At 62.1% G+C, this 13,620-nt stretch carries 9 protein-coding genes; 5 read left to right on the top strand and 4 right to left on the bottom strand.

Going from position 1 to position 13,620, the window contains the following annotated elements:
- Positions 1-72: 72 nt before the first annotated feature.
- A complete protein-coding gene (locus tag GRI97_RS16860) occupies positions 73-528 on the bottom strand; it encodes a MarR family winged helix-turn-helix transcriptional regulator (protein WP_161392388.1) in 456 nt (151 codons plus the stop codon).
- A gap of 47 nt (positions 529-575) precedes the next feature.
- On the opposite strand from GRI97_RS16860, the gene GRI97_RS16855 reads away from it, so the two are divergent.
- Positions 576-1,670, top strand: a complete 1,095-nt coding sequence (locus GRI97_RS16855) for an aromatic ring-hydroxylating dioxygenase subunit alpha (RefSeq protein WP_161392387.1) — start codon at positions 576-578, stop codon at positions 1,668-1,670.
- Positions 1,671-1,672: 2 nt separating this feature from the next.
- On the opposite strand, the gene GRI97_RS16850 is transcribed toward GRI97_RS16855, so the two are convergent.
- Positions 1,673-2,194, bottom strand: coding sequence for a MarR family winged helix-turn-helix transcriptional regulator (locus tag GRI97_RS16850; RefSeq protein ID WP_161392386.1), 522 nt, complete (start codon positions 2,192-2,194; stop codon positions 1,673-1,675).
- A gap of 172 nt (positions 2,195-2,366) precedes the next feature.
- Here GRI97_RS16850 and GRI97_RS16845 point away from each other — a divergent pair, with 172 nt between their 5' ends.
- Positions 2,367-3,305, top strand: a complete 939-nt coding sequence (locus tag GRI97_RS16845; protein ID WP_161392385.1) for a TauD/TfdA dioxygenase family protein — start codon at positions 2,367-2,369, stop codon at positions 3,303-3,305.
- Between the two features lie 75 nt (positions 3,306-3,380).
- On the opposite strand, the gene GRI97_RS16840 is transcribed toward GRI97_RS16845, so the two are convergent.
- Together GRI97_RS16840 and GRI97_RS16835 are read right to left on the bottom strand one after the other, a co-directional pair.
- On the bottom strand, positions 3,381-5,504 hold the full coding sequence (locus tag GRI97_RS16840) for a PQQ-dependent dehydrogenase, methanol/ethanol family (protein WP_235917919.1): 2,124 nt from the start codon (positions 5,502-5,504) through the stop codon (positions 3,381-3,383).
- 43 nt (positions 5,505-5,547) lie between these two features.
- The gene (locus tag GRI97_RS16835) at positions 5,548-8,763 is read right to left on the bottom strand and encodes a TonB-dependent receptor domain-containing protein (RefSeq protein WP_161392384.1); all 3,216 of its coding nucleotides are present in this window, start codon (positions 8,761-8,763) and stop codon (positions 5,548-5,550) included.
- A gap of 429 nt (positions 8,764-9,192) precedes the next feature.
- Here GRI97_RS16835 and GRI97_RS16830 point away from each other — a divergent pair, with 429 nt between their 5' ends.
- The 3 genes from GRI97_RS16830 to GRI97_RS16820 are packed head-to-tail and all read left to right on the top strand — an operon-like array spanning position 9,193 to position 13,546.
- Positions 9,193-9,756, top strand: coding sequence for a hypothetical protein (locus GRI97_RS16830; RefSeq protein ID WP_161392383.1), 564 nt, complete (start codon positions 9,193-9,195; stop codon positions 9,754-9,756).
- 5 nt (positions 9,757-9,761) lie between these two features.
- Positions 9,762-12,605 (top strand): response regulator, encoded by a 2,844-nt coding sequence (locus tag GRI97_RS16825; protein WP_161392382.1) that lies wholly within the window; start codon positions 9,762-9,764, stop codon positions 12,603-12,605.
- Positions 12,602-13,546: a diguanylate cyclase gene (locus GRI97_RS16820; RefSeq protein WP_161392381.1), complete on the top strand. Its 945-nt coding sequence runs from the start codon at positions 12,602-12,604 to the stop codon at positions 13,544-13,546. Before GRI97_RS16825 ends, GRI97_RS16820 begins: the two co-directional genes overlap by 4 nt.
- Positions 13,547-13,620: the final 74 nt, after the last annotated feature.

Here is a 13,620-nt window from a genome sequence, read left to right as displayed (position 1 = left end):
GCAAGCGCACATCGCGCGGGAGGACGCATTTTGCCGCGAGAGCCACGCATTTTGGCGCATGAACCGCGTTTTTTATTCGAACCGGCGGGCGATGCGGCCGAGCAGTTTTTTGAGCACCACCCGCTCTTCATCGGTGAAACCGTCGAGCAGATCATCTTCGATCGCCGGGGTCAGGCTGCGGGCCTGGCGGATCATGGCGGCGCCATCGGGGGTCAGCCGCAGCAGCAGGCGGCGGGCATGGGTGGTGTCGACGCGGCGGTCGATATAGCCGCCATCGCGCAGCGGGCCGATCAGCGTGGTCATGGCCTGGGGGGTGATATGCATCATCCGGGCGAGATCGGCCGAGGTTGCTTCCCCCCGTTCCCTCAGCAGCACCAGCACAAACAGCTGCGTGCCCGAAACCGGCAGATCGCGCAGCGCCCGTTCAGTCCGCGCGCGCACGGCCATTTCGACCCATTTGACCAGATGCGGCAGCGTCAGCGCGGTGCCGTCCGGTGTTGCCTGCGTGTCTTCCCTGTCGCGCGTCATGCGCCCCGATTGCCGCAACCTGCCCCGATTGCCAACCATTGGAGACCATGATGGCAGATCCCGAATTTATCTTGAACGCCTGGCATGTCGGCGCCCTGTCGCATGAGGTGGAGGCAGAGGCATTGTTCCCCCGTCGGCTGCTGGACCGCCCGGTACTGTTCTATCGGCGGGAGCGGGATGGCACGCCGGTGGCGATGCTGGATCGTTGCCCGCATCGCTTCGCCTTTCTGTCGAAGGGGCGGCGCAGCGGCGACGATATCGAATGCATCTATCACGGGCTGCGTTTCGGGCCCGACGGCCGCTGCACCCGCAGCCCCTATCAGGACAGCCCGCCCCCTGGCGCGGCGGTGGAGATTTTTCCGGTGGTCGAACGCCATCGGATGATCTGGATCTGGATGGGCGACCCGGCGCAGGCCGATCCGGCAACCATTCCCGATCACAGCCATATGGACCGGGAGGATATGCGCCCGCTGCTGTGGCACGTGCAGTTCGCCGGCAATTGGCAGCTGGGCAATGACAATCTGATGGAGCTGTCGCACCTGTTCTGGCTGCATACGAGTTCCATCGGCGGGTGGAAGCCCGATGCCGGCGCCACGCCGGGCGAGGTCTATTCCGCGCGCAGCGCTGACGGCAAGGTGTTCAGCCGCACGCTGGTGCCCGATATCACGCGCCCGGGCGTGTTCGACAACAATATCCCCGCCGGCCAGGCCTATGATCAATGGACCGCTACCGTGTGGGAAGCCCCGGCCAATATGCGTGTCACCATGGGGGCGGTGCCGGCCGGCGACGATCCGGCCAGCTTGCGCCAGCCCTATATGGAACAGACCCATTGCATCACCCCGGAAACCGCCGGATCGAGCCATTATTTTTCCGGCTTCACGCGCACTTTCGAACTGGATCGCGATGCCGAAGGCGACCGGCGCTTCGTGGAATTCTTCCGCGGCATCTTCGAACGCGAGGATGGACCGATGATGGAGGATATCGAGTTGCAGATGGCGTCGCATGATCTGTTCGCGCACCACCCGCTGGTGCTGCCGCGCGATCGTGGTGCGGTGCTGGCGCGGCGCATGGTCGCGCAACGGCTGGCGGGCGAACAGGCCGCACGCGGGAACGCCCAGCCCGAACCGGCGCTGGCGGGATAGGATCAGCCGCGTTCGAGGCGCTGCACCAGCAGGTTGAAGAAGCGGTCCAGCACCGCCTCCGCCATGCGCAGTTCCTCTTCTTCGAAACCGGCCAGCAGTTCGGCACGGGTCGGATCCAGTATCTGCCGAACCTCATTGAACACGGCCCGGCCGGCGGCGGTGGGAGCGATCATGCGCGATCGGCGATCATCGGGGTTCACCTCGCGCGTGATCAGCCCGTCTGCTTCCAGCTCGTTGAGAATGCGCACCAGCGTGGGCCATTGCACGGCCATGCGATGCGACAGTTCGACCGTGGCCAGCGGGTCCTTGGAAAATACCAGCACCGACAGGGTCTGCCACCGCGCGCGCGACTGGCCGGTGGCCTGCCGGATCGTTTCATCGATGAAGGTGGTCCAGAGTCGCGCCGTGACCACCGCCGTGCGGGAAAAGCGGAATTCCGCCTCTGCGCGAGAGCCGGTTGGGTAGAATTCTTCGAAATGATTGGCCCATTGATTGAATTCGGATTCGCCCTTGAAGTCGGTCATTGCGCTGTTTTTCCTGGCTTCTGGCGGATTTTCGGATCGTGTTGAGAGGTTGACATAGCAGCGGCGGCAACGATCGGCCACCAGACCGCACTTGCTTTATGTAGCAAGGTACGCTTTTATACAGACAGCCATATTCGGGGCGGATTGTGCCCCATGCTGAGAAGGATCATGCATGTCTCTGACCGTTCAGCCGATCCTCCCCCGTTTCGGGGCCGAGGTTTCCGGTATCGACATCACCCGCCCGCTGGATGAAGAGCAGCGCCAGGCCGTTATCGCCGCGATGAACCGCTGGGGCGTGTGCGTCTATCGCAACACCGGGCTCGACGATGCCAGCCATGTCGCCTTCAGCCGGAACTTCGGCCATCTGGAAAAGTCGCCCATGCGCCCAGGCAGAAACCGGCTGGAGCATCGCGAGCTGTTCGATGCCAGCAATCTGGATGTCGATGGCAACATTACCCGCGATCCGGTGGCGATCACCTATCGCAAGGGCGATCGGCTGTGGCACACGGACAGCGCCTTCATGGAAAAGCGGACATCCTATTCGCTGTTGCTGGCGCATCAGGTGCCCAAGGAAGCCGGCGAAACCTGGTTTGCCGACACGCGCAGCGCCTGGGAAGACCTGCCCCAGTCGATGAAGGACAAGGTCCGCAATCTGAAGGGCATCAATTCGCTCTGGTGGTCGCGCCGCAAGGCTGGGGCCGAGGTGAGCGAGGAACAACTGGCGAGCGGGCTGAAGGCTGTTCACCCGCTGGTGCATGTCCATCGCGGATCGGGCCGCGAGGCGCTGTTCATCGCGGCGCACACCATGGGCATCGAAGGCATGCCCGATGATGAGGCACGCGCGCTGATCGATGAGCTGATCGCCTTCACCACCCAGCCGGAATACACCTTCAAGGTGAAGTATGCGCCGGGCGATCTGGTGATCTGGGACAATCTGTGCAGCATGCATCGCGGCGGCGAGTTCGATGCCGCCAATGAGGCGCGCGACATGCGCCGCACCACCGTGCGTGAGGGGACCGAACCCTATGCCGTGGAAAGCGACGATCCCTTCACCGAATTGTTCAGCACCAGCGTGCCGACCACTTTCAACACGCTGGCCGCCAACGCCTGATCCTTTGTATCGCCGATACAGGAAGGGCCCCCTCACCGGACTGGTGAGGGGGCCCTTTTCTTTTTGCCACCCTGCCTATGGCGCGGGTGGTTTGGCGGCAGCTTCGCGCGCGGCGCTCAGCACATAGCCGCGCACCGCCTCCGCCTGATCGGGCGTCAGCTGTTCGGCAAAGCTGGCCATGCCATTGTCCGCCAGCGCGCCATCGATCACCACGCCGCGCCAGGCATCGCGATTGGTGGCGATCTGTGACCGCAGCAGATCGGGATTGACCGGGCCGCTGTGGCAGATGGTGCAATAGGCAACGAACCATTTCGCCCCTTCGGCCAGCTGCGCCGTGGTGAAGCGTTCGGCCGAGGAGACATAGGGACGCGGTGTTTCGGCGGGCAGTGCCGGCAGGCTGGCCTTGCCGCCCAGCTTGAACACCAGCACCACGCCATTGGGGGGCGGACGGCGCATCCAGTCCGAAGTGGTGGCCATGCCCATCGATCCGCCATAGCCGCCGAGCACGGCGACATATTGTTCGCCGTTCACGCGATAGGTGATCGGGCCGGCCAGGATGCCGCGTTGCGCCTGGAATTTCCACAGCGGCTTGCCACTGTCGGCGGCATAGGCGTTGAAGAAGCCATGGGCATCGCCCTGGAACACCAGATTGCCGCCAGTGGCCAGCGTGCCGCCGTTCCATGGCCAGGGTTGATCCACCCGCCAGGCTTCCCGCTGATGCACGGGATCCCAGGCGACCAGTGCGCCCTTGTTCATCGCCGCCACCGCCGCACGCCGTTCGGCCCCGGTCTTGCCCGGAACCGTGCCTTCGGGTGGTTCAAGGAAAGCGACGCCGGTGTTCCAGCGGCCCGGGCGACGTTCGAAATTGACATCGTCGCCATAGGCCATCGGCACATGCATGGTCGGGATATAGACCAGCCCGGTCTTGGGCGAATAGCTCATCGGCATCCACGCATGGGCACCGATCCCCGAAGGATAGAGCAGCATCGCCTTGTCCGCATAACGCACACCTGGTTTTTCGACCGGCCGCCCGGTCACCAGATCGATGCGTTCGGCCCAGTTCTGCTGCGCATAGGCCTCTGCACTGATCAGCTTGCCGTTGGTCCGGTCGATCACATAGAAAAACCCGTTCTTGGGCGCCTGCATGGCGACCTTGCGGATTTTCCCGTCAATCGTCAGATCCGCCAGGGTGATCTGCTGCGTGGCGGTGAAATCCCAGGTTTCGCCGGGATTGACCTGATAATGCCATTTGTAAGCCCCGGTATCGGGATCGAGGGCCAGGATGGAACTGAGGAACAGATTGTCCCCCTTCCCGTCGCTGCGGGCGCGGTGGTTCCAGGGCGCGCCATTGCCCACGCCGATCAGCAGTTGATCGAATTCCGGGTCATAGACCATGGAATCCCACACGGTGCCGCCACCGCCCAGTTCCCAGTAATCGCCGAACCAGGTCTTGCCCGCAAAGCGTGCGAAGGCTTCATCCGATGCGGCATTGTCCGGCCCATCGGCCGGATTGCCCGGCACGGTGTAGAACCGCCAGGCTTCCTTGCCCGTGGCCGCATCATAGGCGGTGACATAGCCGCGCACGCCCAGTTCGGACCCGCTGTTGCCGATCAGGACCTTGTCCTTGAACACGCGGGGCGCGCCGGTAATCGTATAGGGTTTTGCCTGATCCACCGTGACGACGGACCAGACCTCTTCCCCCGTGCCGGCATCGACGGCGATCAGCCGACCGTCGATGGTGCCGACATAGACCCGCCCCTTCCACACCGCGACGCCGCGATTGACGACATCGCAGCAGGCATGAACGGCCTTGGCGCCGATGACCTTGGGATCGTACCGCCACAGGACTTCCCCTGTGGCGGCGTTGATGGCCATGACTTTCGACCAGGCGGTCGAGATATACATGACCCCATCGACGACGATCGGCGTTGCTTCCTGCCCCCGGTTGGTATCGAGTGCGACCGACCAGGCGAGGCCCAGCTGATCGATGGTGTTGGCCGATATCTGTTCCAGCGGGCTGAACCGCTGTTCTTCAAAGGTGCGCCCGTAGCCGAGCCAGTTGTCGGGATCTTCCCCGGCTGCAAGCAGCCGTTCCTGATCGACCTGGCCCGGCCCGTCAGCCGCCCCCTGACCGCAGGCAGCCAGCCCCAGCACCAAAGCTGCGGCCAGCAGCCAGCGCTGCATGTTTCCCTGTACCATTTCCCTCTCCGCATGTTTTCATCTTGTGATGGGCAGGCGGCGATCAGAACTTCATGTTTGCGCCGACGTAGAACCGGCGGCCGTTCAGATCGAAGAAATAGGCGTTGTAGGGATTGGCGCCGACGGCGTTGGCCAGGCCGGTGGTCGAACCATTGTATTCCACCAGCGGTGGGGCGCGGTTGAACAGATTGTCCACCCCGAACCGCATCACGACATTGTCGGTCACCGCATAGCTGCCGTTCAGATTGAACAGATCATAGGCGGGTGAGCCGACGAAGGGCGTGTTGTTGGTCGACGGATAGGCAATCGATTTGGCACTGGGCAGATGCTGCCATTGCAGCGACAGCGTGGCCGGGCCGACCGAATAGCCGAAGGTGTTGAACATCTTCCAGCGGAAGGCACCCGGGTTGAGCCCGTTTTCGGAAATCCCCGCGCTGCCCGCCGGCCCCAGCGTGCCGGCATATTCGACCAGCGCACCGGCCGGACCCGCCGATTCCGGCAAAGCTGCAGACTTCAGCGTGATCAGATAGTTGAAGACCGAATTGATGTTGAACGTCCCCGGCCCGACCGGCACCGCCCAATCGAGCTGAACATCGACGCCTTCGGTGCGGAAACGACCATTGTTCATATAGGTGACCGCGACATTGCCCAGCGCGCCATCGCCGGCCACGCGACCGACAGCCTGGCACATCGCGCTTGCCGCCGCCGCCGCCGGATCATTGGCAATGGCCGGGTTGAAGGTCGGATCGAAGCAGGCCCGCTGCGCACTGTCGAGCGTTTGCGGACCGATCGCATCATCGACTGCGATGTTGTAGTAATCGACCGACAGGCGCAGCCGGCGCAGCAGATCGGTTTCGAACGGCGACTGGATCACCGCCCCGACTGTCCAGGTCTTGGCCTTTTCCGGGCGGACGTTGATGTTGCCGGTCAGCGTCGGAAAGGCAAAAGCCGGTCCCTGTGCTTCGGAGAATTGCGGATTGCCGTAGAAAATGTCGGCCGCGCCGGCGATCGTCTGGTCCATCAGGATGCGACAGACCGCCCGCACATTGGCGGCATTGCCATTAACGGCGGAGTTGGCCGAATAGGACAGCGGATTGGTGGTGCGACAGACATCGCCTCCGCCCGCCGCCGTAAAGGTTTGCTGCGGCGCCAGATAGAGTTCCGCGACATTGGGCGCGCGAACCGCGCTGTTGTATCCACCACGCAATCGCATCCAGTCGGTCACTTCCCAATCGGCCATCGCCTTCCAGGTGAAGTTATGGCCGGTGGTGTTGTAGGAAGAAGAACGGCCACCGACGGTGATTTCAAACCGCTTGATGGCCGGAATATCTGCCAGCACCGGGATCAATACTTCGCCATAGACTTCCTGGACATCGATCTGTCCATTGGAATTGCCACTGGGATAGATGCCCACGACCTGATCCAGGAAGGACTGGCCCTGCGATGTCAGTGTGTCATTGATGAAGCGGTAGCTGTTGTTGCGGTAGCTGGCGCCAATGGCTGTACGGACTTGACCGGCCGGAAGCTCGAACAACCCGCCCTGCGCGTTGAATTCAACCACCGTTTGCTGCATCAGCGAGCGGTTTTTAAGGTCAGCCCTAATCGCTTCTATGCAATCGGGGGAAATCTGCAGCGACATGTTGAACGGGTCCAGCCCGCTGGTGCAGGTAGCGGTCGACGCGCCGAATCCACCGCCGGCCGCATTGCCCGTTGCCAGGAAGCCCCGCCCCCAATTGGGCGCGGACAACACCGCGCGCAGCCGCTCAAGCGAGGCTGTACCTGTGATCAGCGTGTTGGTTTCGGATTCTCCGTGGGAAGCATAGAGTTCCCATGTCCAGTCGGTTCCAGGAACCTTGCCCTCAAATCCGGCCACCATATTGTAGGTGGTGACATCGGTCTTGGCTTCGCGATTGGCATAGTCGAGATAATAGGTCAGTTGCCAGTCGCAGGTGGCTCCCGATCCCGCTACGCCTGCCACTGCCGCAGGATCGCAATTGAGCATGTCCCGCGTGGCCTGACTGATCCCCTCAGGAAGCACACGACTGTCAAGAATGCCGCGCAATTCTGTCGGTACCGGATTGGACGCCGGCACCAGTGCCGACCAGCCATTCACCGATGGAGATGGCTGCTGAATGGTGTGCGTCGACACATGGGTAAATGTGGCCTGGCCGAATACGCCGATCCAGTCGTTGATCTCGTAATTGCCGCGTGCGTAGATATTGTACCGCGTCAGCGGCAACACCACCAGTTCGTCGAGGAAGTTCTGCCCCAGCGTGCCGTCTGCCTGGCGTTTCCATTTCAGCCCGGTCAGATCGCCGGTAAATCGATCCACACCATCGACATCGGGGCTCTGGAAAAAGCCGGTGAACGCAGTGCCATCGGGATTGAAATAGAGCCGATCGCCCGCCGTGACGGCCCCGGTACCGAAGATCGCGTCATAGGAAGCTTGCGACGGTTTGACGTCGCCATAGGGCTGGAAGCCGGAGAACGCCGGAAAGAATTCTGTGCCAACGAAACGCGGATCCCGCCAGGTGTCGACGAACCAGTCGCGATCACGCCGATAGGCGGCTTCGCGCGTGTTCATCGACAGGCCCATGGTCACATTGCCACGGCCATCGTCGAAATTGGTGCCCATCAAGCCGCTGAAAGTATATTCTGCGCCATCGCCATGTTCGGTCATGCCGACCGAGGCATCGAGTTCCAGCCCCTGGAAATTCTTCTTGAGGATGAAATTGACCACGCCAGCAACGGCATCGGCGCCATAGGTGGCCGATGCGCCCCCGGTGATGACTTCCACCCGGTCGATGGCAGCGGCAGGAATGGTGTTGATGTCGACCACGCCCAGCGCGTTGGCCGGGGTGGCGCGGCGACCATCGACCAGCACCAGATTGCGGTTCGTGCCGAGACCGCGCAGCGAAACCGTGGCGGCACCGGGCGTGCTGGTCGCGGTGGGCTGGACATCGCCGCCCAGCGCCGGCGTCTGAACCGGAGTGAAGCCCGGCAGCTTGTTGAGGCTGGTTTCGATAGCGGCGGTGGACGACGCCTTCAGCAGAGCGTCATTCGCGGTCACGATCGGGCTGATGGATTCGAAATCCCGCCGCTGAATGCGCGAACCGGTGACGACGATGGCCTCACCCTGTTCGGCGACCGGCTGCTCACTGGCATCCTGCGCGTGTGCGGCCGTTGCGCCGATGGTGACATAAAGCGCGCTCGAGCAAGCGAGCGCACAGCGGACGTAATTCACCCCACTTTTGGTCATGACATCCTCCCATTTCACGGTGCAGCCTCGCAAATTCTTTTGCGTGATCAGCACCATCCTCTTTTCGGTCGGACATGCGTCCGCCCTTCACCATCAGGCCTGATCAGGCAGACTCCGCAGCGAAGAATGACACAATATGTATGACGCTACGTATATCAAGCCAAATTTGGTAATTTCCTACCCAATGTTTAGAAGTTGAAATGTTGTATAGTTGAACTTGTTGGCAAGCGCCTGTTTCCGCGCCCTTCTGCGGCTATCGGTTCTCCTGTGCCTATCCACGTACTGGCCATGCGATTTGGTTGCTAGTGACAGAGGCAATGGACGTGGCCGGTAGGTGAAGGGCTGCAAGCATAGATTGGGATTTTTCTACCCAAATTGCGGAACTTCTGTTCGCCATTTCGCTCCGTCAAGGCTAATCTGCGGCCACGCATGGTGACGGCCATTCGCGAGCATTTGCACATTCATGAACAACATGCTGAAAACCATGAAATTTCTGAAATAACTACATTGCCTATCCAAAAAATGAGACGTCGATTTCAGGATTTAAGGATATTTTCACCAAAAAACGCTAGTTTATCCGGTGACGGAGGCCAGGTGATGCCGACTACGCAAGATGTGTCGTGCTTCGTGGAAGACTATATGCGCCCGGCCCGGCAAATGCCTGTTTCCGGGCGAAACATCATTTGCAACGCCCTGCCCGCTGCAGCCCTGCTGACTGCCGGCCTGATCGGCCTTGCCGCCGCCACGCTGACAGGCGCGCCGCGCAACGATCAATATCTGGTGGTTTCGGCACCCTGGTCTACACCCGGGCAGACCATCAACCTGATCCGATCGGCCGATGGCGGCCTGATCGAAAGCGGACGCTTTGCCAACATGGCCATTGCCGGATCGACCAGCGGCGATTTTGCGCAGCATGCCAGACAGGCCGGTGCCTGGCTGGTCGTTCCATCTCCTTTCAAAACCGGGTGCTTCGCATCCCCGACAGAGAGCTGACATTCGTGAGTATAGAACTCGACAAGCTGCGCACGCATTTTGGCGGCTTCCTGCTGCCACTGCTTTGGGCCCATGTGCCCCTGCTGGCGGCGATTGCCTGGGCAATGGGCCGATCAGCCCCCGGCGCTGCGATTGCCGGGGCTGTTCTGGCCGGAGCCTATCACCTGTCGTGGCGCCAATATGGCCCGAGCGCACCCACCCGCTATCTGTCGGCGGTGGCGCTGGTCATGGAACCGGCCATCCTGCTCTATCTGTTCCAGGGACATGCCTGGCAGATGGACATGCACATGTATTTCTTCGCCATGCTGGCGCTGACCATCGGCTGGTTCGACAAGCGCGCCGTGTTGGTCGCCGCGACGGCGACCGCGTTGCACCATCTGCTGCTGCTGTTCCTGCTGCCCTTCGCCGTTTTCCCCGGAGAAGGAAATCTGGCCCGTGTGGTGCTGCACGCGGCAATCGTCGCGTTCCAGACGGCGGTGCTGGTCTGGGTCAGCGACATGGTGGTCGCCAGCTTCGCGCGGATCAGCCGGATGAGCGCGGAAATCCGCGAACAGAACGCGATCCTGGAAGAACGCACGCGCGAGGCCGAAGACGCCAGCCGCGCCAAAAGCATGTTCCTGGCCAATATGAGCCACGAGATCCGCACGCCGATGAACGCGATCCTGGGTTTCTGCCACCTGTTTCAGCGAGTGGAGCTGGACGGCAAGCAGCGAGACTATATCACCAAGATCAATGGTGCGGCGGTCGCCCTGCTGCGCCTGATCAACGATATTCTCGACTTTTCGAAAAACGAAGCCGGCAAGCTGGAACTGGAAATTCATTCCTTCGATCTGCGCCATTCGATCGGCAATCAGATTCATCTGGTCGAAACCGCCGCTGCGGCCAAGGGCGTGATTATCGAAGGCCGCTTCGCCGACACGCTGCCCCCGCGCCTGCTGGGGGACGAGCTGCGGTTCAACCAGGTCGTGCTGAACCTGCTGAGCAATGCGGTCAAATTCACCGATCAGGGCTCTGTCACGGTCAGCGCACGGATGCTGACGTGCACCGATGACGAGGCGACCATTGAGGTATCGGTTCGCGACAGCGGCATCGGCATGTCCGCCGAACAGCAAGCTTCGCTGTTCAGCTCCTTCTCCCAGGCGGACAGTTCCACCACCCGCAAGTTCGGCGGCACCGGACTGGGCCTGGCCATCAGCCGCCAGATCGTCGAACAGATGGGCGGAACCATCCGGGTCGAAAGCGAGATCGGCGTCGGCAGCACCTTCCTGTTCAAGCTGACCCTGCCGATCGACCGGCAATCCGCCCTGCTGGATCTGGCACCGGCCCCGGTGGTGCAGGGGCTGCGCATTCTGGCGGCCGACGACAACCCCGCCGCCCGGCAGATCATCGAGGAAATGTTCGCCGGATGGGAGATCCCGGTCGATCTGGTCGCGTCCGGGCAGGAAGCCGTGGGCGCGCTGGAAACGGCCGCCCGGTTCGGCAAGCCCTATGATCTGTTGCTGCTGGACTGGAAGATGCCCGGCTTGGACGGGATGGATACGCTCAAGGCCATGCGCAACAGCCAGCGCATTACCGATCTGCCCGTCACCATCATGATCACCGCCTATGGCGCTGATGAATTCATGGCCAGTGTCGGCAAATCCGATGTCGCCGCCTTCCTGAGCAAGCCGATCGAGCCCCGCGCCCTGCTCGACACGATTTCCGATCTGTTCTCAAAGGTGGAACCTTCCGCGCCGCAGATCATCGCCGATGCGAACCATCCGCCGATGGTGGCCGAGCATCTGCGCGGGCAGAAGGTGCTGCTGGTCGAAGACAATGACATCAACCGGGAAATCGCCACCGAGCTGCTGTCCGATGCCGGATTGCTGACCGATATCGCCGAAAACGGCCGTATCGCCTGTGACCGGGTGGCCGCCCATGGCACGGAATATGCCGCCATTCTGATGGATGTGCAGATGCCCGAAATGGACGGCATTACCGCCACCGGCGTTATCCGACGCGAATGGTCGGCCGAAAAGCTGCCTATCATCGCCATGACCGCCCACGCCTATGAAGAAGAGCGGCAACGCTGCTTTGCGGCGGGCATGAACGATCATGTGTCAAAACCGGTCGACCCGGCAGCGCTGGTGCGCACGCTCGACCGCTGGTTGAAACCGGTGGCCGCCGCAACGGCCGACGCGCCGGCCAAGGTTGAGGCGGCCCCACCGGTGGCACGCGATCTGCCCGATGAATTGCCGCCCTTCGGCCTTTCGGCCGCGCTGGCCCGTGTGAATGGCAAGGCGGCGCTGCTGCGCAAGCTGATCGTCAGTTTCGGGCAAAGCTATGGCGATGCCGGGCGCGATCTGAATGCCCTGCTGGCCAATGGTCAGGTGGAAGAAGCGCGCCGCTTTGCCCATACGCTGAAGGGCGTTGCCGGGTCGCTGGAACTGCCCGGCGTGCAGGCCATCGCGGCGGATATCGAACGACAGATCGCCAGCGGCGCGCTGAGCGATGTATCCACCCGGATTGCCGCGCTGGATGCGGAGCTGGCCCCAGCCATTACCGCCGCGCGCAGCCTGACGGCCGCCACTGCCCAAGCCAGGGAAGATACGGGGATCACGGTGGCCAGCGATGCCGAAATCGCCGCTGCTGCCGAAGCCCTGCGCGACCTGCTGCGCCGGCGCAGCCTGAAGGCCCGGTCAGGCTTTGCCACGCTGGCCACAGCGCTGGGCCTGCCCCCGGAAAAGCAGGACAGCCATCCTGTGCGTCAGGCACTCGATCAGCTTGATTATGAAAAGGCGCTTGAGCTGCTCGATGAAATCTCTACGCCTTCGCCGGAAGGCATCGACCGCGCCAGGAGTGACGCATGACCGGTAGATCAACCGTCCTGATCGTCGATGATGAAATATCCAATATCGAGATCATCAACGCCATTCTCGAAGATGATTTCGAGATCAGTTTTGCAACCTCGGGACAACAGGCGCTGGATGTTGCCCGCACGATCTATCCCGATCTGATCCTGCTCGACGTGCTGATGCCGAACATGAGCGGGTTCGAGGTCTGCGAACAGCTGAAGAAGGAACCGCTGCTGGCCGATGTCCCGGTGATCTTCACCACTGGGCTGGGTGACACGGCGGATGAGGTGCGCGGGCTGGAACTGGGCGCGATCGATTATGTGACCAAGCCTATACAGCCGGTGATCCTTCGGGCCCGCGTGAACAACCATATCGAGCTGAAGCGACTGCGCGACCGGCTGGCTGAAATGGCAGTGACCGATGCCCTGACCGGGCTGAGCAACCGCCGGCGAATGGAACAGGCGCTCAACACTGAAACATCGCGCCTAGCCCGCACCGGCGACTGGCTGTCGGTGATCCTGCTGGACATCGATTTCTTCAAGCAGTTCAACGACACCTATGGCCATCTGGAAGGTGACCGTTGCCTGGTGATGGTGGCATCGGCCCTGTCCCGCGCATTGCGGCGCGCATCCGATGTTCCGGCCCGCTATGGCGGGGAGGAATTCGCCTGCATCCTGCCGGGCGCCGATGCCGATGCCGCGCTGGAGGTGGCGAGCGAGATCCGCCAGCAGATCAGCGCGCTCGACATTCCGCATGAAGGATCCAACGTCAGTTCCAGCGTGACGATCAGCATGGGCATCGCCACCGCCCGCTGCACCCGCGATTTGTCGCCCGATCTGTGGATCAAGCATGCCGATGACGAGCTGTATCGCAGCAAGCATGCCGGGCGGAACCGGGTGAGTTCGATCAATTTTTCCGCGCCAGCCACTTCCGAAGGCGAACCCCAGTCCAGCTGATGCCCCGGCAGCACCCAACTTCGCTTTGCAGAAGGTCCGGCAGCTCGTCTAAAGGCCAGCCGTCAGGATCTTCG

Origin of the sequence: Croceibacterium xixiisoli (genome assembly GCF_009827305.1) — a bacterium.
Lineage (GTDB): Bacteria > Pseudomonadota > Alphaproteobacteria > Sphingomonadales > Sphingomonadaceae > Croceibacterium_C > Croceibacterium_C xixiisoli.
This window is presented reverse-complemented; position numbering and strand designations above follow the sequence as displayed.